Origin of the sequence: Ornithinibacillus caprae (assembly GCF_009728145.1) — a bacterium.
Classification (GTDB): Bacteria; Bacillota; Bacilli; order Bacillales; family Amphibacillaceae; genus Ornithinibacillus; species Ornithinibacillus caprae.
Genome location: NZ_WOCA01000001.1, coordinates 272,056 through 292,837, shown reverse-complemented (window position 1 = coordinate 292,837; position 20,782 = coordinate 272,056). Strand labels below are relative to the sequence as shown.

General features: G+C 34.3%; 25 protein-coding genes. 9 read left to right on the top strand and 16 right to left on the bottom strand.

The genetic code is table 11. From position 1 onward, the window contains the following. Positions 1–261 precede the first annotated feature (261 nt). On the top strand, positions 262–396 hold the full coding sequence (locus GMD78_RS01470; protein WP_155666428.1) for a YqzM family protein: 135 nt from the start codon (positions 262–264) through the stop codon (positions 394–396). A gap of 121 nt (positions 397–517) precedes the next feature. Here the strand turns inward: GMD78_RS01470 and GMD78_RS01465 are convergent, their stop codons facing one another. The 11 genes from GMD78_RS01465 to GMD78_RS01415 form a co-directional block, all read right to left on the bottom strand. Then, positions 518–2,812: a DNA internalization-related competence protein ComEC/Rec2 gene (locus tag GMD78_RS01465; protein ID WP_155666426.1), complete on the bottom strand. Its 2,295-nt coding sequence runs from the start codon at positions 2,810–2,812 to the stop codon at positions 518–520. Positions 2,813–2,831: 19 nt separating this feature from the next. Continuing rightward, positions 2,832–3,395: a ComE operon protein 2 gene (locus GMD78_RS01460; RefSeq protein ID WP_155666424.1), complete on the bottom strand. Its 564-nt coding sequence runs from the start codon at positions 3,393–3,395 to the stop codon at positions 2,832–2,834. 68 nt (positions 3,396–3,463) lie between these two features. Next, entirely contained in the window at positions 3,464–4,060 is a 597-nt protein-coding gene (locus GMD78_RS01455; protein ID WP_343042052.1) for a helix-hairpin-helix domain-containing protein, read from the bottom strand. Between the two features lie 108 nt (positions 4,061–4,168). Then, the gene (locus GMD78_RS01450; RefSeq protein WP_155666422.1) at positions 4,169–4,924 is read right to left on the bottom strand and encodes a class I SAM-dependent DNA methyltransferase; all 756 of its coding nucleotides are present in this window, start codon (positions 4,922–4,924) and stop codon (positions 4,169–4,171) included. 8 nt (positions 4,925–4,932) lie between these two features. After that, the gene (rsfS, locus tag GMD78_RS01445) at positions 4,933–5,280 is read right to left on the bottom strand and encodes a ribosome silencing factor (RefSeq protein WP_155666922.1); all 348 of its coding nucleotides are present in this window, start codon (positions 5,278–5,280) and stop codon (positions 4,933–4,935) included. 3 nt (positions 5,281–5,283) lie between these two features. Continuing rightward, positions 5,284–5,856 carry a bis(5'-nucleosyl)-tetraphosphatase (symmetrical) YqeK gene (gene yqeK, locus GMD78_RS01440; RefSeq protein ID WP_155666420.1) on the bottom strand — a complete coding sequence of 191 codons (573 nt, stop codon included), beginning with the start codon at positions 5,854–5,856 and terminating at the stop codon, positions 5,284–5,286. Then, the gene (locus GMD78_RS01435; protein WP_155666418.1) at positions 5,849–6,412 is read right to left on the bottom strand and encodes a nicotinate-nucleotide adenylyltransferase; all 564 of its coding nucleotides are present in this window, start codon (positions 6,410–6,412) and stop codon (positions 5,849–5,851) included. Before GMD78_RS01435 ends, yqeK begins: the two co-directional genes overlap by 8 nt. Positions 6,413–6,433: 21 nt before the next feature. After that, a complete protein-coding gene (gene yhbY / locus GMD78_RS01430; RefSeq protein ID WP_155666416.1) occupies positions 6,434–6,724 on the bottom strand; it encodes a ribosome assembly RNA-binding protein YhbY in 291 nt (96 codons plus the stop codon). Then, positions 6,711–7,562, bottom strand: coding sequence for a shikimate dehydrogenase (gene aroE / locus GMD78_RS01425; RefSeq protein ID WP_155666414.1), 852 nt, complete (start codon positions 7,560–7,562; stop codon positions 6,711–6,713). Before aroE ends, yhbY begins: the two co-directional genes overlap by 14 nt. Before the next feature lie 12 nt (positions 7,563–7,574). Further along, positions 7,575–8,672, bottom strand: coding sequence for a ribosome biogenesis GTPase YqeH (gene yqeH, locus GMD78_RS01420; RefSeq protein ID WP_155666412.1), 1,098 nt, complete (start codon positions 8,670–8,672; stop codon positions 7,575–7,577). Then, on the bottom strand, positions 8,672–9,190 hold the full coding sequence (locus tag GMD78_RS01415) for a YqeG family HAD IIIA-type phosphatase (RefSeq protein ID WP_155666410.1): 519 nt from the start codon (positions 9,188–9,190) through the stop codon (positions 8,672–8,674). Before GMD78_RS01415 ends, yqeH begins: the two co-directional genes overlap by 1 nt. 393 nt (positions 9,191–9,583) lie before the next feature. Between GMD78_RS01415 and sda the strand changes: the two genes are divergently transcribed. From sda to sigK, 8 genes are all read left to right on the top strand, one after another. Next, positions 9,584–9,724 (top strand): sporulation histidine kinase inhibitor Sda, encoded by a 141-nt coding sequence (sda, locus tag GMD78_RS01410; protein WP_155666408.1) that lies wholly within the window; start codon positions 9,584–9,586, stop codon positions 9,722–9,724. Positions 9,725–10,203: 479 nt separating this feature from the next. Further along, positions 10,204–12,537, top strand: a complete 2,334-nt coding sequence (locus GMD78_RS01405; protein WP_155666406.1) for a Na+/H+ antiporter subunit A — start codon at positions 10,204–10,206, stop codon at positions 12,535–12,537. Continuing rightward, the gene (locus tag GMD78_RS01400; protein ID WP_155666404.1) at positions 12,538–12,876 is read left to right on the top strand and encodes a Na(+)/H(+) antiporter subunit C; all 339 of its coding nucleotides are present in this window, start codon (positions 12,538–12,540) and stop codon (positions 12,874–12,876) included. It abuts the gene before it with no gap. Beyond that, positions 12,869–14,350 (top strand): Na+/H+ antiporter subunit D, encoded by a 1,482-nt coding sequence (locus GMD78_RS01395; RefSeq protein WP_155666402.1) that lies wholly within the window; start codon positions 12,869–12,871, stop codon positions 14,348–14,350. The genes GMD78_RS01400 and GMD78_RS01395 overlap by 8 nt, the downstream gene beginning before the upstream one ends. A 6-nt stretch (positions 14,351–14,356) precedes the next feature. Continuing rightward, positions 14,357–14,833, top strand: coding sequence for a Na+/H+ antiporter subunit E (locus GMD78_RS01390; RefSeq protein ID WP_155666400.1), 477 nt, complete (start codon positions 14,357–14,359; stop codon positions 14,831–14,833). Next, the gene (locus tag GMD78_RS01385; protein ID WP_155666398.1) at positions 14,830–15,144 is read left to right on the top strand and encodes a Na(+)/H(+) antiporter subunit F1; all 315 of its coding nucleotides are present in this window, start codon (positions 14,830–14,832) and stop codon (positions 15,142–15,144) included. The genes GMD78_RS01390 and GMD78_RS01385 overlap by 4 nt, the downstream gene beginning before the upstream one ends. Further along, positions 15,125–15,490, top strand: coding sequence for a monovalent cation/H(+) antiporter subunit G (mnhG, locus tag GMD78_RS01380; protein WP_155666396.1), 366 nt, complete (start codon positions 15,125–15,127; stop codon positions 15,488–15,490). Before GMD78_RS01385 ends, mnhG begins: the two co-directional genes overlap by 20 nt. Before the next feature lie 358 nt (positions 15,491–15,848). Then, on the top strand, positions 15,849–16,553 hold the full coding sequence (gene sigK, locus GMD78_RS01375) for an RNA polymerase sporulation sigma factor SigK (protein ID WP_155666394.1): 705 nt from the start codon (positions 15,849–15,851) through the stop codon (positions 16,551–16,553). Between the two features lie 21 nt (positions 16,554–16,574). On the opposite strand, the gene GMD78_RS01370 is transcribed toward sigK, so the two are convergent. The 5 genes from GMD78_RS01370 to GMD78_RS01350 all read right to left on the bottom strand — a co-directional run bounded on the left by GMD78_RS01370 (position 16,575) and on the right by GMD78_RS01350 (position 20,780). Then, positions 16,575–16,814, bottom strand: a complete 240-nt coding sequence (locus tag GMD78_RS01370) for a YrhC family protein (protein ID WP_196493687.1) — start codon at positions 16,812–16,814, stop codon at positions 16,575–16,577. Positions 16,815–16,886: 72 nt separating this feature from the next. Next, positions 16,887–17,576 carry a 5'-methylthioadenosine/S-adenosylhomocysteine nucleosidase gene (gene mtnN, locus GMD78_RS01365; RefSeq protein ID WP_155666390.1) on the bottom strand — a complete coding sequence of 230 codons (690 nt, stop codon included), beginning with the start codon at positions 17,574–17,576 and terminating at the stop codon, positions 16,887–16,889. Positions 17,577–17,599: 23 nt separating this feature from the next. Continuing rightward, positions 17,600–18,280 carry a YrrS family protein gene (locus GMD78_RS01360; protein WP_343042051.1) on the bottom strand — a complete coding sequence of 227 codons (681 nt, stop codon included), beginning with the start codon at positions 18,278–18,280 and terminating at the stop codon, positions 17,600–17,602. 161 nt (positions 18,281–18,441) lie between these two features. Beyond that, on the bottom strand, positions 18,442–19,827 hold the full coding sequence (locus GMD78_RS01355) for a type VII secretion protein EssB/YukC (RefSeq protein ID WP_155666388.1): 1,386 nt from the start codon (positions 19,825–19,827) through the stop codon (positions 18,442–18,444). Between the two features lie 53 nt (positions 19,828–19,880). Continuing rightward, complete coding sequence (locus tag GMD78_RS01350; protein ID WP_155666386.1) at positions 19,881–20,780, bottom strand: serine/threonine protein kinase; 900 nt, start codon at positions 20,778–20,780, stop codon at positions 19,881–19,883. Positions 20,781–20,782 lie beyond the last annotated feature (2 nt).

Genomic DNA, 20,782 nt, shown 5'->3' with positions numbered 1-20,782 from the left:
TAGGAATAGCAAGAAATATCTTGAGAGGGAAACTGTGGTGGAATTTCCCTCTCTAATCTATGTGAACGTTTAAAACCCAGCCCTAGGAACTGACTTTTAAACGATGTTTTTCTGTATTTATAGCCTTTCCGATATAAGTAAAAGTATAGTTAGTAACTCTTTCTAATTATGGTGACTTTTAAATTTCTGTGTCTTTTTAAGATCTCTGTGGATTTTTTTAGGCAATTGATTTATACTATAGTTGATATAGGAGGGGTAGAAATGAACGAATTCGAAAAAAACGTACAATCAAAAAACAATGATGTAGTGGATTCCATTAAAGGTTTTGCATTCTCATTTATTTTCTTTGTTCTTATTTTTACAATCGGTGTAGTAATTAGCGTAATTGGGTCATAATTTACATAGGAATACAAAAGTATAGACGATAATAAAGAGACTGATTTTATAACAGTCTCTTTTTTATATGTGCAAGCAAAAGGCCTACCTGTAGTTCTTCTACAGACTCTCCGATATTTCCTTATCTACTTGTATCATATGGTACGTATTTATAAAATGTTCCACGAACATGGTTAAAATGAAAAAATACTGCTCCATCTTGATCCGTACGTAAAATGGTCACACCTGCCTCTTCTAAGGTTTGAATAACTTCCTGTTTGGGATGGCCATAAAGATTGTTTCTCCCAACTGAAATTAATCCGAAAGAGGCATTAATATGCTCCACAAAATCTCTAGCTGTTGATGTATTACTCCCATGATGAGCAATTTTTAATACATCAATCGTTAATTCGGGAAATGATGAAATGATCTCTCTTTCCGTTTCTATACCAATATCCCCTGTGAAAAGCCAATTCAAATTACCAAATTCTGAAAGAATAACCAGTGAGTTTTCATTCGTTGAGTTCATATTTTTTAAAGGACTCATGATATAGAAAGAGTGATCTCCTATCACGATTTCTTCATTACTGCGAACTTTGCTTATTTTTACATTATGATTTTTCCATTCATTCATAAGCTCTGAATTTAAATGAAAGTATTCGCTTATAATAATATTTTTCACTTTAAATTCATCTATAATGTACGGAACACTCCCGGTGTGATCAATATCTTCGTGTGTAAGAAAAATAGCATCCAACTTTACAATCCCTTTTGAATGTAGGAAGGGTTTAATAATTTGCGTATATATCTTTTCCCCCGCTTCTGTTTCATCAAACATAAAATTAGCTCCTGCATCAATTAAAATTACTCCCTCTCGATACGGAAGCTCAATAACAAAAGCATCTCCTTGCCCTATATCCAACATCGTTATTGATCCATATGGTGAAACATAAGGTTTTAATAAGACTAAAATAAGTAATACGGTAATTGCTACTCCACTTTGAAATGCATAAAGCAATTTTTTCTCCTGAATGTATTTCATTACAAGCATAAGTATTCCATAATATACGACTGCTAATATCACCGGAAAATCCCCTGTTATCCATGGAAAATACATATACTCATCTATCCATTCAAGGATTGGGATGAAGGCACGATCATGCATGAGGACGAATAAATTATCAAACACATCACGAATCATGGGAAGGAGGGAAAAGAATACGAGAATAAACATAAGCGGAATGACAATCAAGGAAAAATAAGGAACAACGATCACATTCAATAAAACAGATAGTGGCTGTACATTATAGAAATATACAAACTGTAGTGGGATAATCATCAACTGCGATACAAAACTTATACTTAGCACTTGAAAAAACATAGAATTACTTTCCGATAACCACTTTCTGGATAAAATAATTCCAATGGTAACTATAAATGATAATTGAAATCCTATTTGATAAACAATATATTTATCAAATAACATCAAGATTATAAATACCATGCTTAATATATCAGTGGGGTTAGTGGCAAGTTTAAATTTTGATAATAATAGGACCAATAAAACCATTGAACTCGCCCGTAAAACAGAGGGTTCACCTCCTGCCAGTAGCGCATACAACGGTAAAAAACAAAGCATAATCCATTGCGCTTTCTCCTTGGTAACTATATTACATTGAATGAGGAAAAAATAGATGAATGCTACTATGAGTCCAATATGTAGGCCCGAAATAGCTAGTAAATGAGATAAGCTCCACCTCTGAAACATATGTATGGTTTCGTCAGATAAATCCTCATCACTCCCTAACACAAGCGCACTAATCCATGCATACGTATCCCTACTGTAAACACGTTTCAAATGACCTTTAAGGTCTTCCTTCCACTTTAATACCTTGCTCACAAGGAAAGAAGAGCCTTCACAATCTAAATCATCTAATGATTCGATAACCATTTGATAGGTTATCCCTTGCTTTGCTAAATAATTTCTATAATTAAACTCACCTGGATTGGTATTCCTTTTAGGAAGTTGCAAGGTTCCTTGTATCGTACAGGTTGCTCCATGATTTATATCATACAATCTAAGAGTTGGAATTGCATGATTAGGAAAGTAAACTATTTGAATGGTTTCTCTAGTGGAGATTTCTTGGATCGTAAAGCTCATATAATTATCTGAATGAAGAACGGAACTATTTATTTTACCCTTTTTTTCTATCGTGGTTGGAATTATTTCAGGGGGGGTATGATCTATTTGAGGAATAAAGAAGATGAAGAACAGAGAGAAGGTTAAGGAAATAAGGATTGGTAATTTCCCTAACCGTCTAACATAATAGAGGTATAATAACCAAATAAAAATACCGATAAAAAACAACATATGGAATTGAACCGCTACTAAACTAATGGAAATGCACAGTGCTACAATATACCATTTACCTTTCATGAATGGTCACCTAACATGATTAAATTTTAAATAATTCTTCTGCTTTATGAATAAGTGATTTTACTTCTTTATGATCATCAGATAAGTCCTGAATTTTGTCTAATAAATCTTTTACGTACATTTCTTTTTCCTTGTAATTCGTATCCACTGCTAAATAATTTAATTCTACTTTCTTCGTCTGTACCCCAGCTTCTTTAAATAATTGAATTGCATATGGATGATTTTTATAATCCTCTGCATAGTAGACTGTTCTAATCCCACTTTGTATCAGCTGTTTACTACATTGCAAGCACGGAAAATGGGTAACATATATATCTGCATTTTCAGTTGGTACCCCGAACTTAGCACATTGTAATAATGCATTTGCTTCTGCATGAACCGTACGAACGCAATGCCCATCTATGACATAGCAACCTTCGTCCACACAGTGTACACTTCCAGATACACTACCATTATATCCGCCAGCGATTATTCGCTTATCCCTTACGATCGTAGCCCCAACCATAAGTCGTGTACATGTACTTCTTAATGACAACAAATGACTTTGCGCCATAAAATATTGATCCCAAGATATTCGTTGCATGGATAAAACTCCTTTTACGTATGTAATAATATATAGTTTACAGCTATACCTTTATAATCGTCAATGAACTACGGAACTTGTATATCATCACGAATATTTTCTAATGTCTTCTCTCCTATTCCAGAAACGTTTAATAAGTCTTCTACATGATTAAAAAAACCATGCTCTTCCCGATATGCAATGATAGCATTCGCCTTTGATGGACCAATTCCATTTAACATTTGAATTTCTTCTACCGTTGCATAGTTTATTCTTACTTTCGCTTGATGTGCCTCATTAGAAGATAGAACTGCCGCTTCGTTCACACTAGGTACAACAATAATCATTTCATCATGAACTTTTTGCGCAAGATTGATCACCGTTTGATCAGCTTCATTCGTAAAACCACCAGCTTGTTTAACCACATCTTCTATGCGGGAATCATTGGACATTTCGTATACTCCTGGAGTAATAATTTCCCCTTTTATATCTACTAATATTGGATAATTTTGATCATGCTGTTCTATAGGGGAGTTTGTTTCAGGTGATAGGTCAGTTGAAATTGGAATAAATTCATTATCAGCTGTCTGAGAAGAGCGATTTGTGAGGAAAAGAATAATAACCATCATCAAAACTATGGCAATTAAAAAAGAGGACTTTTTTATATACTCAACCAATGTGGCCACACCCTTTACAAGAGGATAAAAATAGAGGATCGTTCCCACATAAATTATATATGCTTTTGCACAAGTTGTCTAATTGCTCTGAATAATTAAAGATCGAGAAAATTAAAATTATCTCGATCTTTTTTCTGCAGTTATAAAAATTCGCTCTGTAGCTTCATGTAAATCTTTATTTTCTAAAGTAAAATCACCATAAAAATTAATGTTAATAAAACCTGATTTTTCTAGAAGTTCTTCATATACTGGTATAGGATAAGACCTTTGATGATGGGTTTCGTCAAAGCGACTATATTTATTATCATGATCCAATGCAAAAAAAGTTAGATCATGATACATCTCTCCAGGATGATCGCCTTCTGAACAATACCAAATATAAGAGCTTTCATCCGTGACATCAGCAAATGTATGATTAATTAAATGTTGCTCAATATGATGTAAAGAATGAATATCAAAAATAAAAATCCCGCCGTCTTTTAATGATTGAAACACATTTTGAAATACTTTTTCCAAATCATTTTCTTCGGTTATATAATTGATGACATCGCAATAACTAATAGCTGCATCGAATTGTTCTAATCCTTCTATTTCTCTTAAATCTTGATGTAACCATTGTACAGCTAAATTTTGTTTACTTGCTTTTTGCTCAGCAATGGTAAGCATGTCCACAGAAAAATCAACGCCAATCATTTGATAGCCCCTTTTGGCCAAACGCGTAGTAATTTCACCCGTTCCACAGCCTAAATCAACGATTGTAGAAACGTTTACACCGAAATTATCAAATACCTTTTCTGTAAATACCTGCCATGAATCATAAGGAGCATCCTCCATTAATTGGTCATACAAAGCAGCCATTTTTTGATACGACATAATTATTCTTATTCTATAGCCAAAGATACTTGTGCAGCATCTCCCCATAGCCTTTCTAAATTATAATACGTACGTTCATCTTTATGGAAAATGTGGCAAACGATATCACCTAAATCAACTAAAACCCATCTCGCTTGTTCTAAGCCTTCTAAACGTTTAACAGGAATATCATGTTCATCCATCTTTTCCTTCACTGCGCGAGCAATTGCCTGAACTTGACGTTCATTCGTTCCATGACAAATCAAAAAATATTCAGCAACTAATGAAACCTGATCCATATCTAATGCCACGATGTTTTCCGCTCGTTTATCATTGCATGCTTCCGCAGCTAATTGTAATACTTCCTTTATTTCCATCAATTAATTACCTCCGTATAATTGTTTCGTTAAGTCATTATATGCATGAAATGTATCTGGATAAATACTAGTTTGTTTATGAATTAAATAATTTATTGTATTACGTGAAACCATCCAAGCTGTTTTTAACAAATCTTTCTCTGCCATATCTCTTACTTCGTTTAGTCCCGGAAAATCCCTTCCAGGTTCTATATAATCGGCAACAAAGACAATCATATCTAACTTAGACATATTCGCCTTACCTGTTGTATGGCAATATACAGCACTTTTAATTTCCTCGTCTTTGATTCCATGTTCCTGGTCTATTAATAAAGATCCTACCGGTCCATGCCATAGTTCATGGTGATAAGAAAGTAAGTCCTTTGGCAAATAACTTGTTGTAATCCATCTTTCCATTTCATCTAACGGTCTATATTTCGCATAATCATGAAATATAGATGCGATTTCTACCTTTTTTTGTGATTCTCCATAAAGCCCAGCTAAGGTAAGTGCAGTGTCTGCCACTCGTACTGTATGTTCAAACCTTTCTTTTGTTAAATGGGGTTCCACAATGGATAGTGCTTCGCTTCTATTCATACAACTTATTCTCCTTAATAAAAGTGTAAACAGGGTCAGGAACGAAATACCTGATTGATTCTTTTTTGGATAACCGCTCTCTAAGGAAGGATGAGGATATGTCGATCAATGGGATATCCACTTCTTTGATATTATATGGTGTATCCAATGAATGTCCAGGTCTTTTTACACCAACAAAGCTGATCATGTCCTGGAGCTCATCAATTTTATACCAATGTGGAAGATACTCCACCATATCCCCACCAATAATAAAGTAGAACTCCGTATCCTTATGCATTTGGGTTAATGCTTTCATTGTATCAAAGGTATATGATTTTCCTAAGCGATCTATTTCAATTGTATTGATATGAAACGAAGAATTAGCTTCAATAGCTTTTCGAAGCATCGCTAATCGCATATTTACCTTCATTGCTGCCTTTTCCTTATGTGGAGGTTCATATGTTGGAATGAACCATATCTCTTCTAAATTCAGTGCATTCCGAACTTCCTCTGCAATGATTAGATGTCCAATATGTGGTGGGTCAAATGTTCCGCCTAAAATACCGATTCGTCTCATAAAGTACTCCCCCACAGGAAATCAAGGTAATTGAATCTGCTTATTTTCTTCTGATTCTTTATATAATACGATATTATTACCGATGATCTGTACGATTTCACTTCCTGTTCCTTGTTGTAATTGTTCCGCAACTGTATCTTTATCTTCTAAACAATTTTGCAAAATACTTACCTTAATTAATTCTCGCTTTTCTAATGCCTCATTGACTTGTGTAATCATGTTATCATTCACACCAATTTTTCCTACTTGAAAAATCGGTTTTAAATGATGTGCCTCTGAACGTAAAAATCGTTTTTGTTTACCTGTCAGCATGTTGCTTTCCCTCCAAAATAGTTTGTAATTTTTCTTCCATGTCTCCTATACGAACCTTCGTATGTGTCCAAATTTCAAAAGCTGCTTGTGCTTGGTATAACAGCATAGAATGTCCACAATGAACTGAATTCCCTAGTTCTTTCGCTTGTATTAAAAATTCAGTCATGATTGGTTGATATACAATATCACTGATAATCGCTGAATCCTTACGATTCTTTAAATCGATAAGTTGTGCTTTTTCATTCATACCAACATTTGTTGTTTGTATGATTAGTTCGTAATGACCTAGATTTTCTTCTGCTTCTTTTAATGATAGAATCTCCGTAGTTGTTATGTGGTTTCCTAATGCTTTTATCTCTCTAGCCTTCTTTAATGATCGGTTAGCAATATCAATATACCGAAACCCTTCACTTGAAAGTGCAGAGAAAATTCCTCTGGCTGCACCTCCGGCACCAAGAAGGATAATTCGGATATCTTTATCTCTAAATAACGAAGGATACGTTGCCTTTAGTGAATAGATATAGCCTATTCCATCGGTATTATACCCTATCCATTTCCCATCTTTATTAGCAACGGTGTTAACCGCACCAATTTGAGCCGCGTAATCATCTAACTCATCAAGATAGGGAATTATTTCTTGTTTATACGGTGTCGTTACATTAAACCCGTCTATGTCACTCTCCATCAATTCATGAATTTTATTCGCAAACTCATCCTGTTCAATTTCAACTAATGAATAAGATCCATTATGATTAGTTTTTTCAAGAAATTGATTATGTATCCACGGAGAGAGTGAATGCCCAATAGGATATCCAATCAGTCCTAAATGAAAATTCATCTGTCCCCACTCCTAAATTAATGATTTCCTTATGGTTACATTTACTCCTCTAGGACTGTGTGTTACCACAGTTATACTACCTTCCACACTCACCCAACCTAGTCCGGGAAAAACAATATCCGTTTTCTCCCCATGGATGCGGAAAGTAGTTGTCGTTAATTCTGGTAGCTTTGCTAATGATTCCTCATTTGGAGGTGTAAGCATTTCACCAATATGGTCTTCATATAAAGCATCGGCTTTCTCTAATTTTGTTCGGTGAATTGATAATTGATTAGAAAAATAACAAACAAAGGATTGTCGTTCACCCTTTATAAAGTCCAATCGTGCTAATCCACCAAAAAAGAGTGTTTGTTGATCATTTAATTGATAGATTCGTGGTTTTATTTCCTTATTAGGTGTAATAACCTTTAGATCTTTATCTGAAATATAATGAGCGATTTGTTGTTTATTTACAATTCCAGGCGTATCAATTAAAGCAGTCTTATCATCTAAAGGAATTTCAATAAATCCTAGAGTTGTACCAGGAAAATAAGACGTAGTAATTACTTCATTTTCTCCAATTGATTGCTTGATCAACCGATTAATAAAAGTGGATTTTCCGACATTTGTCGTCCCTACAATATAGACATCTTTATTTTCTCGATAATATTCGATACGATCAGTCAAATCATCCATTCCATGACCTTTGATGGATGAAATTAAGAATACATCCTTTACTTTAAAGCCAGCTTCCTTAGCCGAAGATTGCAGCCATTGTTTAAGTTTACGTTGATTTGTAGATTTTGGCAATAAATCCATTTTGTTTCCTACTAATAGGATTGGGTTGTTCCCTACGATTCTTGGTAAACTCTGGATCATCGAGCCATTAACATCAAAGATGTCAATAACATGAACAACCAATGCATCTCTATTGCGTATGGAGCTTACCATTTTTAAAAAATCATCATCTGTCATCGAGACATCTTGAATTTCATTATAATGCTTTAGCCTAAAACAACGCTTGCAAAGTACATTTTCTCGCTCCAGTGAAGATTTCGGTGTGTACCCTAATTCGTGGGGATCGTTTGTTTGAACAAGAACCCCACAACCTTGACAATGTATTTGTTCCATTATTTATCCTCCCAAGTAATTTTGCCTTTTTTACGGAAATAATTTAAAATCCTTCGTTCAATTGTCCTATTAATACGAGTAATTTTTTCATCAGTCTGTACAATTGGAACGACAAGTATCGTATGTAATCCAGCAGAATTCCCACCTAAAACATCGGTTAATAATTGATCACCAATTACAACTATTTCTTCTCTTTCTAACCCCATTTCTTTAGCAGCGACCTTAAATGCTCTTCGCAAGGGTTTTCGAGCACTAAATACATACGGTGCATTTAAAGGCTCGGAGAAAAACTTAACTCGTTCTTCCTTATTATTCGAAATGATCGTAACTTTAATGCCATGATCTTTCATCTGTTTAAACCAATTGACCACCTCAGGAGTGGCTTCTCTTACATCCCATGCAACAAGTGTATTATCTAGGTCTGTTATGATTCCCTTAATACCTTTGTCTTTTAACTCATTTGGTTGTATTTCAAAGATACTTTTAACATGTTCATTAGGTAAAAATCGTTTTAACAAATCGTACACCTCAATTAACTATTTGATTTTCTTATGTATGTTTAATTTTAAACAACATGTGTAATTATACATTATAAATACTATCCTATAATAACTTTTTTTCTATATCAAAAATAGTAATTATATGCTCGAACTTATAGAGAAATTTGCAGATTCACTAAAAAATTTGTAAAATCGTTCGACAAATTGTACCATTTTTCGCATTGTGGATAACTTTATTAACATTATCCACATTGATTTAACAGGTTTTATTCATTTATTAACCCCCTTATTCACAAGTTATCTACAGGATGATGTAGATAACTGGCGGGTTGTACAAGGCTACGAATCATGGTACTTTATTATTACCTTATTTTAAAAAACTTTGTAAAAATATTTAGGAGGGCTGCATTTATGGAGCATTTGTCAGATGAATTATTACTCGAATCTTATCACAAAGCAAATGAATTAAATTTAAGCCCTGATTTTGTTTCACTGATAAAAGAGGAAATTTATCGTCGCGGTTTATTACATAAAATTAAATTTTCATCATAAAGTATTTGTTCTGCCTCTTAAAAATATGTTTGTTTTTTTTACGAATATATTATATAGGAAGAAACTGAAAATCCCTTATCATTCTTTATATGATAAGGGATTTTATATTTTTGTATTCAACAATATTATGGTATTCTATTTCTTAAAGTGGTAACCCAACAACCAGAACAAATGTTACTTAGCATACGTACATGATCCGTTTATTCAATTCAAAAATTGGACACCAATCAATAACGATAGAAACCTTGGCTTTTGTAAAAGGAATTTCTCAAAAGAGTTCTTTGCTTTTTAAAATCCCATATACACTTGAGTGTAAATCTTACTATGTCGAACATCTTATTTGCAAGACTAGGATAAGGAAGATTAATCTTCTTTCTGTCAATAAAGCAATTTCAATAACTACCCTGCCCAACATATTTTTTTAGCATTATTATAATATTAAAGTATAGGCTAATCTTATTAAGGAGGATTACCATTAGATGATATTTGCAGTATTAATTCCACTTATTTTTGCTATTTTTGTACCGATGCTTAGCAAAATAAAACATAAGATACATACAGGCATTTTTGTATTTTTCATCCCCTTTAGTATATTTCTTTATTTCATTAGATTTGTCGGCAATGATTTTAGTCCCGTACGACATGAGTATAGTTGGATTCCTTCACTTGGGATAAACTTTGACTTTTATCTAGATGGTTTAAGTTTATTATTTGTTTTACTTATTAGTGGAATTGGATCACTCGTAGTTCTCTACTCTGTATACTATCTTCATGTATCGGAACGGTTAGGTTCGTTTTATGTGTATTTGTTGATGTTTATGACAGCAATGTTAGGTGTAGTTTTATCTGATAATTTATTTGTTCTTTATACATTTTGGGAATTAACATCGATTTCATCCTTCTTGCTAATTGGTTATTGGCATTGGCGTGAGCGTTCAAGATATGGCGCACAAAAATCAATGCTAATCACTGTATTTGGTGGATTAAGCATGTTAGGTGGATTCGTTCTACTTACTGTTGTAACTGGTACAACTAGTATTCAAGCAATAATTTCACAAATAGATGTTATTTTAGAAAGCAATTACTTACCACTGATCATGGGACTAATTCTTTTAGGTGCATTTACAAAATCTGCTCAGTTTCCATTCCACATTTGGTTGCCAGACGCGATGGAAGCACCAACACCAGTTAGTGCTTATCTACATTCAGCAACAATGGTTAAAGCTGGAATCTATTTAGTTGCACGATTCTCTCCTGTTTTCGCAACGTATGAATGGTTCTTTATCGTAGTGAGTATTGTGGGAATCGTAACATTATGTTGGGCATCATATATGGCTGTAAGACAAACTGACCTAAAAGGAATATTGGCTTTTTCAACTATTAGTCAATTAGGTATGATTATGGCTATGCTTGGGTTTGGAACTAAAGTAGCAGTTTTTGCTGCCATGTTCCATATTTTAAACCACGCCACTTTCAAAGGTAGCTTATTCATGGTTGCAGGTATAATTGATCATGAAACAGGAACAAGAGATATTCGTAGACTTGGTGGCTTATTAACAATTATGCCAATCACAGCTACACTAGCCCTATTTGGTACATTCTCCATGGCTGGTATACCGCTTCCTTTTTTAAATGGTTTTTATAGTAAGGAACTATTTTTCGATTCTACCTTGCACTTGAACGAAGTTATTAATCCAGTAGCTAATGTTCTTATTCCAATTATTCCATATCTAGCAGTGTTTGGAAGTATATTTACATTTGTATACTCTATGTATTTCTTCTTTGGTGTTTTTACTGGTCCGAAGCAATTCGATAAGTTAAAGATCAAGCCACATGAAGCTCCAATTGGGATGCTAATATCCCCTATCATATTGGTGCTAGGAGTAATCTTGATTGGTCTATTCCCAAATATGGTGAATGGTACATTTTTAATTCATGCTGCTGAGGCAGTAAACAGTGCTGTTGAATATAAAAAAGTATACTTTTGGCATGGTTTTGTTCCAGAACTCTATATGTCCTTAGCTGTTGTTGGTATTGGAACAGTTCTTTATATAACTCGTAAAAAATGGAGCAATGTATATCATGTACTCCCAGGAAAAATGAGCTTTAATAAGTTATATGATGCTTTAGTGAAAAACGTAGATATTGTCTCTGCTAAAATAACGAATACGTATATGACTGGATCGTTGAAATTGTATATGACTATTATTTTAGCAGCTATCGTAGTTGTTACGTTTATTGTAATGTTCGTAACGAATGGATTCCAAATGGAGTACAGTAATTTAGCGGAAGTTACGTTTATTGAAGTTGCAGTTGTTGCCATAATTATCATTGCAGCATTGGCAACAATCTTTACAACATCCAAACTAGGGGCAATACTAATTACTGGTGTTGTTGGATATGGAGTTGCTACATTATTTGTTATTTACCGGGCTCCAGATCTTGCATTAACTCAACTAGTGATTGAAACAGTATCTGTAGCACTATTTTTGCTTTGCTTCTATCATTTACCGAAGCTACAAAAGCGAAAGGAATCTACTCGTTCGAAAGTACAAAATGGGATCATTTCCATAGGATTTGGTGCTTTAATGACGATGATTGCCATTTCAGCCCATAGCACAGATTGGTTCGATCCGATTTCTGATTACTTTCTTGAAACAGCGTACAAACTTGGCGGCGGGCATAATGTAGTTAACGTTATCTTAGTTGATATGCGTGGACTAGATACATTATTTGAAATTGCCGTATTAGGTATAGCTGCGCTAGCAATCTTTAGCCTCATAAAACTTCGCAACAACAAGGAGGCGGAATAAATGGAAATACTTATAGCAATTTTAGCTGGTGTACTCATGACTACAGGAGTATATAACTTATTACAAAAGCAAATTCTTCGTATTGTTATTGGTACGGTATTATTATCGCATGGCGCTCACTTATTTATATTAACGATGGGAAAACTAAAACGTGGACAGCCTCCTATTTTAATGGACGGAATTGAAAATTATGCTGACCCACTCCCACAGGCCTTAATCCTTACTTCTATAGTTATTAGTTTTGGGATTACGAGTTTGTTACTAGTACTTGCATATCGTACTGCAAGAGAAAATAATACAGATAATATGGAAAAATTAAGGGGTACCGAAAATGAGTAACTTAGCAGTATTACCAATTATTATCCCGTTAATAGCAGGGATTATCGTTGCTCTATTTAATTCTAGAGTAACGATAACACGTACATTAACCAAACTTCTATCTATCGTTAGTTTAGGGGTTGTCTCTTATGTCACATTGGTTGTATTTACCAAGGGTTCCATTGTCTTAGAAACTGGTGGATGGGTTGCACCATATGGAATAGCATTGGTGGCTGACCCTTTAGCTGCAATCCTCGTTTTAACGACTAATATAGTTGCCGTTGCCTGCGCTTTTTACGCACCGTATTCCTTATCATTAAGACAGGAACAACATTATTTCTATGCTTTTTATTTCTTCTTAATATCTGGAGTATCAGGCGCATTTCTAACTGGAGACTTATTTAACCTTTTCGTATTCTTTGAAGTATTATTAATGGCATCTTACGCCCTAATTGTTTTAGGAGGAGAAAAAATACAGTTAAGAGAATCAATCAAATATGTATTAATTAACTTATTCTCTTCTATCTTGTTTGTTACTGCAGTTGCATTTATCTATGGAGCTGTAGGAACTGTAAATATGGCTCAAATTGCTGAGCGTGTACAAGACGTGGAACAAGGTGGTATCTTAACAACTGTTGCTATTCTGTTATTTTTTGTATTTGCTACAAAAGCAGCATTGTTCCCACTTTACTACTGGATGCCTAACTCATACATTGTACCTAATCCTGTCGTATCAGCATTATTTGCGGCATTATTAACGAAAGTAGGTATCTATTCCATCCTACGTGTATTCTCGTTAATATTCATTCATGATACAAATCTAACCCATCAATTCTTCATCTGGGTTGCAGGACTATCTATGATATTCGGAGTGATCGGAGCTTTATCTACGAACAATATTAAGTTGATTATTGCTTATAACATTATCCCAGCAATTGGGTTTATAATTATGGGTATTGGTGTATTTAATCAGGATGCATTAAGTGGCTCTATTTACTATTTGATTCACGATATGATTATTAAAACGGTACTATTCTTAATTGTAAGTGTGATTGCATATGTAGCCGGAACTTCAGATCTGCGTAAAATGGGCGGTTTAATTCATTACTATCCTCTACTAGGATGGCTATTATTTATCTCGGCATTTGTTTTAGCCGGTATTCCCCCATTCAGTGGATTTATCGGTAAGTTTCTTTTATTAAAAGGTGCACTTACCAATAGTGAAGTAGCAATTGTTATCATTACACTTCTATCCAGCCTATTGATTCTATACTCTGTCATGAAAATCTTTATTCGTGGATTTTGGGGTGAAAAAGATGAGTCAGGTAAATATGAAAAGAAATCAATAAAAGGATTTATCGGACCAATTGTGCTCCTATTAGCATTTTCCGTCTTTTTAGGTGTCGGAGCTGAATTTATTTATCCTTCTATCGAATCTATTTCAGCATATTTACTTGATCCACAGCTTTATATTGATTCTGTATTAAAGGAGTAGCTAATTATGGCCTTTCAGATTGTTATCAATTTAGTGATCGCTTTTATGTGGATGTTTCTAAGTGAATCCTATACGGCACCCAGTTTTATTGCAGGTTACCTATGGGGGATTCTCTTATTACTCCTATTAAATAGATTTATTCCAGGAACATTCTATTTAAGACGGGTTGGCAAAATCCTACGATTAATTTTCTTATTTATAAAAGAGTTAGTACTATCTAACTTTGATATTGTTAAAATCGTCTATAAGCCAAAACCAAATGTTGAACCTGGTATTTTCGCATTTCCAACGGAACTAAAAGGAAACTGGGAAATCACTTTATTGGCAAATTTAATATCTTTAACACCAGGTACCCTTTCCGTTGCAATTTCTGAGGATAATTCTCAAATATTTATTCATTCCATACACATTGATGATGTTGAAGAATCCATTCAATCCATCAAAAATACGTTTGAAAGAGCAATTATGGAGGTGACAAGATGACAGACACATTATACCAAGCATCAGAAGCTTTACTTGAAATTACGGTATTTATTTGTTTTATTGCTATCTCCATTTCGCTCCTTTTATTACTGTACCGGATGATTGATGGACCTACTAGCCCTGACCGTGCAGTTGCGTTAGATACGATTGGAATTAATTTAATGGGTGTTGCAGCACTAGTAGCTATATACTTAGTAACACCGAATTTAAATGACGTCATCTTGCTAATTGCAGTCCTTGCTTTCTTAGGTACGGTAGCTATTGCAAAATACTTGGAAAAGGGTGTTATTATTGATCGAGACATGGATTAATATTCTAGTAAATATTGTTATTGTCATCTGTTTACTTTTGGGTACGTTCTTTGTGTTATCTGGTTCCATCGGTATTGCTCGATTCCCAGATATTTATACAAGATTACATGCTGCAACAAAGGCATCGACATTAGGATTATCAGGAATATTAATCGGCGCATTTTTGTTTCTGTATATTGAGCATAATATTGTGAGCGGAAAATTATTACTGGCTATAGTCTTCATTTTATTAACTGCGCCTGTCTCCGCTCATATGATATCAAGGGCAGCACACAAAGTTGGTGTAAAGCCGATTACCAAAAACAGAAGAGATGAATATGAAGAAGCAATAAGGGAAAATAGTTAACATTAACGGTGTTCATTCGAACACCGTTTTTTTATAAGAATAACTATTTTCAAGAGTTCTTCATGTATAGTTGAAGTAGAATGCGCAGTGACTTCTTTTAAAATTTCAGCTTACAGCCGCTCCTTCGAAACATTGCTAATACCGCTACGCAGAATACTTCGCTATTGATGGCGACTCCCCTAGAATATATCCTTATGTAACTACCTACGCAATATACAATTGGAAAAAGAGACTTAGGGATAAATTATTTTAAAAAATTGCTCGTATAAGTTTTGATGGACAGACACAAATGCATTTTTTGCTTCATAGGGTGGATATATAGGCATAAGCCCAACCGACGCTTTAGGAGGTGTAGTGTTTGTCCGGAATCTTAAGTGTCCTCGCATTGTTAATAAAAGAAGCGCTATTTTTTGTTTCATATGTAAAGAATCATGCTTTTCCACAGCCTCTTTCATCAGAAGAAGAAGCCAAATATATTGAGGAAATGCAAAATGGTAGTGAAACAGCCAGAAATAAACTTATTGAACATAACTTACGGTTGGTTGCCCATATTGTTAAGAAATTTGAAAATACCGGTGAAGATATGGAGGATCTAATTTCTATCGGTACCATTGGATTAATTAAGGGGATTGAGAGCTTCTCTGTAGGAAAAGGAACAAAGCTTGCAACCTACGCGGCAAGGTGTATCGAAAACGAAATTCTTATGCATTTACGAGCGCTTAAAAAGGTTAAAAAGGATGTTTCCCTTCATGACCCAATTGGTCAAGACAAAGAAGGAAACGAAATCAGCCTAATCGATATACTCGAGGCAGAAAATGAAAATGTCATTGAGTATATCCAATTAAATATGGAAATTGAAAAAATGCAGGACTATTTTTCCATTCTAGATAAACGTGAAAAAGAAGTAATTGTCTACAGATATGGATTAAATGATCAAAAAGAGATGACACAAAGGGAAATCGCCAAAAAATTAAATATCTCCAGAAGCTATGTATCTCGTATTGAGAAAAGAGCACTAATGAAAGTCTTTCATGAATATTTTCGAAATGAACGTAGAGGGTGATAAAAAAATGAGCGTATACTATTAAGTACGCTCATTTTTTTCTAATTTCTTCTTTAATTTAACGTATTCAAACGAAATGGCTATACCAACGGCGAGTAATATAACAGATAAGACAAAGAGCTCTACGCCATGATCTGTTTTAGGTTGGATAAATACATTCATTAGTCCACCTAAATACATATACGTACTTACTAAGATCAATGTTGCAATAAACCGTCGATAGTCTTTTAGTTTTAATTCAAGTTGTTTATGATTATCCACCTTACACTCCCCTTCCCTATATCGCATGATAACACACTCTTTTAGGGATTCAGGGAGGGAATTGATGGTAACTTACATATTATTAATCATTGAAATAATTATTTGTGATGCATTTCGTGCTGCAGTCTCCAAGAATTCATCAAACGAAACAGATGATTGTTTACCTGCAATATCAGACAATGCTCGAATGACAACAAAAGGAATATCATATTGATGACAAACCTGAGCAACAGCAGCAGCCTCCATTTCAGCTGCAATCATGCTAGGAAATTTGCTTCTTACAAATGCTACTCGAGCAGCATCCTCCATAAATGAATCTCCTGTCGCAATAATTCCTTCTTCAGCTTCCACATCTAATTCAGCTACAGCTTGCATTGCTTTTGTGATTAGCTCTTTATTTGCGGTAAATCCCTCTGGCATTCCAGGGACCTGTCCATAGGCGTAATCAAAAGCGGTAACATCTACATCATGATGTACGACTTGATCTGAAATGACAATGTCACCAACCTCTAATTTAGACGAAAACCCACCTGCAGAACCAGTATTAATGATATGTGTAGGTGAATAGCGTTCTAATAATATAGTTGTAGCCATAGCAGCATTTACTTTACCAATTCCGGATTTAAGTAATACTATTTCCTTACCCAATAATTTTCCCTGCATAAATAAACAGTTAGCAATAGATTCTTCTTTTACTTCTGTCATTTTTTCTTTAAGTATTGCAACTTCCTCGTCCATTGCTCCTATAATTCCGATTGTCATGTTGTAGTACCTCCTGAGTCCAATTAATCTATATCATTTTCCTTTAATACCTCTACGAGCGTAGGTTGCCATCCTTCATTATCTACCCAGCTAATATACACGCGATAAAATTCGGTGTGAGAACTATTTGATACGGTTCCGATTGCTTTCTGGTCTCCACCATTACCAAGCCATAACGTAATCATATCGTCTTCTGAAAGACCAGTTGCTAGCCGAATTGCCATTAGCATCTCTTTCCAATCTTGAGAATCTGGATCAAATTGAGTAGTATGTGGACCTTCCTGCTCTGTTCCTACTGGTTGCCAGTTTGCTGTGTAGGCTTCAATTACATTGTCATCATCTGAAACGGATTCAGCTGGTTGAGTTTCAATATTCTCTTCACTACTATTATTATCTTCTTCATTTGTTTCTTCATCAGTAGTTTCAGCTTCCTCTGTAACTGTACCATCCTCTACCGAATCATTTAGATCTTCGTTGTCATCTTCCTCGTCATCAGTATCTTCCTCTAACTCAATACCATCCGTTTCATCGGGATCAGTAGAGGAGCCATCCGTAGCTTCATCGTCATTGCCACCAAATACCCATATGCCTAACAGTAAAATGATTAATAGGCCACCTACTACTAAAAGTGCAGTAATGGCTTTTGTATTTTTTCTACGTTTTTCAAATTTATTTACTCTAGTATATCTATCGAAATCACTCACTATTTCTCCCTCCCTATCTATACTTTATTATAGTACCATATTTTATATGCAAACAAATATATTACTTTTTATCGATTTAGATAGTTTTAAATAACTTGTAACAAATTGAAAAGACATGGTAACATAAACTAAATTACCATGTCTTTTCAGAGTAGATACTTCTATTTAGCTAGTTCATCTAAGTCCTGCTCTAATTCTTCTATCCTTTCCTCCCTTTCATCTTCATCAAGCTCTTCGTTAGATTCTAATAATTCAATCTGTTTTTCTAAACCTGCAATTTGAATGGAAACGTCATTTATCTCTTCCCCTAACTGCATAGCCTCATCTGGTTCATTGAGTTCGAGATAGCTACGTGCAGCCAATAGTTTAGCTCTATTATTTTCAGGTATTTCTAAATAGAAATCAACAACTTCTTCATATTGCTGATTTAACCAGGACTTTTCTATAGCTACTTGAGGTACACTTGATTCTAAAAGCAAAATTAGTTCATTTGCTTCTTCCGAGTTAATAGCTACTAATTTTTCAACAATTGTTGGATGATATTCTTTACTAACCTCTGCAGCTTTCGATAAGTGTTCAAGAGAATCAGATTCTAAATATTGTGAGACTAATAATTGTTGTTCATTCGTTTGTAGACTGTCTATTGACTCTAGAATCCGGATTGCTTCTTCTGTCTCTTCATTTAAAATATAATCGTACGCTTCAATTATGGATTCATAATACTCGATCGACTCCTGTAACTTCATGTTTTCTGCTTCTGTAGACTCTTGTTCTGCTTCCAAAGTTGATTCAAAATTTGAAGCAGTCTTACTAAGAGGTATCACTTGTGTTACATATAACACGCTTAAACCACATAAGAAGCCGATTAATATGCCAGACAATAATGATATATTTTGTTTAGGTTTTTCTTTCGATTCTTTCTTGTTAGTGTCCTTAGTAAGAGAAGAGTTAGTACTTTGGGTTTTTGAGCTTGGATTATACTGAAGGACAATTTCGTGTAATTCTTTTAATGTACTTGCTTGATTAATTTGTTTAGTAAACGAAGTAATAGAGCTTTCTTTATCATTAGTCCACTCAGAGGACCATTTACCAGTAAATATCAAAACGATGAGTTCTTTCATCTCTTTCACCAATTGCTTAGAAGTAAATTCAGTAGGTGGTAATACATGCCGTATTCCACGATGTACGAATTTAATACTCCCTTCGTTATTTACATAGATATTATCTGGATGAATCATCGTGGTATACTGAGTTCCTACTAATCTATTAACCTCTAATATGTTTTGAACGATTATTTTTTTCATATCTAAAGATGTATTTATGTAATTATGTAAAGGATTATAGTTTTTATCTCGCTTATAATAAATCTTTACCCATTCACCGTCTACAATAGTATGTTGACAAGGGAAAAATAAATCGTCATACCTTTTTAGCTCATCTAACTGTTCTGCTTCCTTTAATTTGGTTTGTTGATTAGATATTTCGTAAACTATCACTTCCTCATTATCCGTTAAACGACCATACTCTAATCCTTGTTGCTCATGCATATCTTAATAACCTCCTGTCATAGGGAAAGTAATTGGCAGACTCTAGGGTATCATTACATTAGTATAAATGAAGAAAGGAAACCAACCATGAATACTAGGATAGCCATTCCGACAGTAAGCGTGACATAGATTGAAATACCTTTACGGTTAGTCTCATTCAAAGCCTTGACTAATAGCTTTTTAGCATCACTTGCATGCTGCAAACGTTTATTGGGCTCTAATTCAACTAATTGATTTATACACTTAATTAAGCTCTTTGGTAATTTGTTCGAATAATGGGATATTGGCTTTTGAGCAATATACACGTATTTTCCTTGGGAGAGTATATAATAGAGTAGGGCTCCCATAGAAAATAAATCTGTACGTTGATCTGTTTGCTTTTGTTCAAATTGTTCTGGAGCCGCAAAACCAACCGTACCAATTTTTACAGTATCTCTTAACTTTTCTTCACGAAACTTTCTTGAGATACCAAAATCAATTAACTTCATTTCACCATTTTTTTTCATAATAATATTTCCTGGCTTAATATCTCGGTAAATAATGGGTTCTGATCGATTATGTAAGTATTCTAATATATCGCACAATTGAATACCTAATTCAATTACAGCAGTTAATGGAAGTTTATAATCATTTTCATTTAAATATTCAGTTAACACTTCACCCGCAGCATATTCCATTACAAGAAAGATATAGTCTTCCGTGGAGAAAAAATCAATGATTCTAGGTATATTGGGATGCTCTAATTCACTAAGGATTTTTGTCTCATCTATTAACTTCTGCGACAGCTTATTATCCTTATTGGCAACCTTTACTGCCCACCGCTGTGGATTATGTTTATCTACTTCTTCAACAAGATATACCTCAGACATTCCTCCAGAAGCAATGTGATCTAATACCTTATATTTTTCTTCTAAAACATCCTCACTTTTGATCAGAATGCCGTGTTTACTCATTT

Excerpts from the sequence above, each read along its gene's own strand:
- GMD78_RS01470 (WP_155666428.1), top strand. The coding sequence starts at position 262 with ATGAACGAATTCGAAAAAAACGTACAATCAAAAAACAATGATGTAGTG.
- GMD78_RS01465 (WP_155666426.1), bottom strand. The coding sequence starts at position 2,812 with ATGAAAGGTAAATGGTATATTGTAGCACTGTGCATTTCCATTAGTTTA.
- GMD78_RS01460 (WP_155666424.1), bottom strand. The coding sequence starts at position 3,395 with ATGCAACGAATATCTTGGGATCAATATTTTATGGCGCAAAGTCATTTG.
- GMD78_RS01450 (WP_155666422.1), bottom strand. The coding sequence starts at position 4,924 with ATGTCGTATCAAAAAATGGCTGCTTTGTATGACCAATTAATGGAGGAT.
- rsfS (WP_155666922.1), bottom strand. The coding sequence starts at position 5,280 with ATGGAAATAAAGGAAGTATTACAATTAGCTGCGGAAGCATGCAATGAT.
- yqeK (WP_155666420.1), bottom strand. The coding sequence starts at position 5,856 with ATGAATAGAAGCGAAGCACTATCCATTGTGGAACCCCATTTAACAAAA.
- GMD78_RS01435 (WP_155666418.1), bottom strand. The coding sequence starts at position 6,412 with ATGAGACGAATCGGTATTTTAGGCGGAACATTTGACCCACCACATATT.
- yhbY (WP_155666416.1), bottom strand. The coding sequence starts at position 6,724 with ATGCTGACAGGTAAACAAAAACGATTTTTACGTTCAGAGGCACATCAT.
- aroE (WP_155666414.1), bottom strand. The coding sequence starts at position 7,562 with ATGAATTTTCATTTAGGACTGATTGGATATCCTATTGGGCATTCACTC.
- yqeH (WP_155666412.1), bottom strand. The coding sequence starts at position 8,672 with ATGGAACAAATACATTGTCAAGGTTGTGGGGTTCTTGTTCAAACAAAC.
- sda (WP_155666408.1), top strand. The coding sequence starts at position 9,584 with ATGGAGCATTTGTCAGATGAATTATTACTCGAATCTTATCACAAAGCA.
- GMD78_RS01405 (WP_155666406.1), top strand. The coding sequence starts at position 10,204 with ATGATATTTGCAGTATTAATTCCACTTATTTTTGCTATTTTTGTACCG.
- GMD78_RS01400 (WP_155666404.1), top strand. The coding sequence starts at position 12,538 with ATGGAAATACTTATAGCAATTTTAGCTGGTGTACTCATGACTACAGGA.
- GMD78_RS01395 (WP_155666402.1), top strand. The coding sequence starts at position 12,869 with ATGAGTAACTTAGCAGTATTACCAATTATTATCCCGTTAATAGCAGGG.
- GMD78_RS01390 (WP_155666400.1), top strand. The coding sequence starts at position 14,357 with ATGGCCTTTCAGATTGTTATCAATTTAGTGATCGCTTTTATGTGGATG.
- GMD78_RS01385 (WP_155666398.1), top strand. The coding sequence starts at position 14,830 with ATGACAGACACATTATACCAAGCATCAGAAGCTTTACTTGAAATTACG.
- mtnN (WP_155666390.1), bottom strand. The coding sequence starts at position 17,576 with ATGACAATCGGAATTATAGGAGCAATGGACGAGGAAGTTGCAATACTT.
- GMD78_RS01355 (WP_155666388.1), bottom strand. The coding sequence starts at position 19,827 with ATGCATGAGCAACAAGGATTAGAGTATGGTCGTTTAACGGATAATGAG.
- GMD78_RS01350 (WP_155666386.1), bottom strand. The coding sequence starts at position 20,780 with ATGAGTAAACACGGCATTCTGATCAAAAGTGAGGATGTTTTAGAAGAA.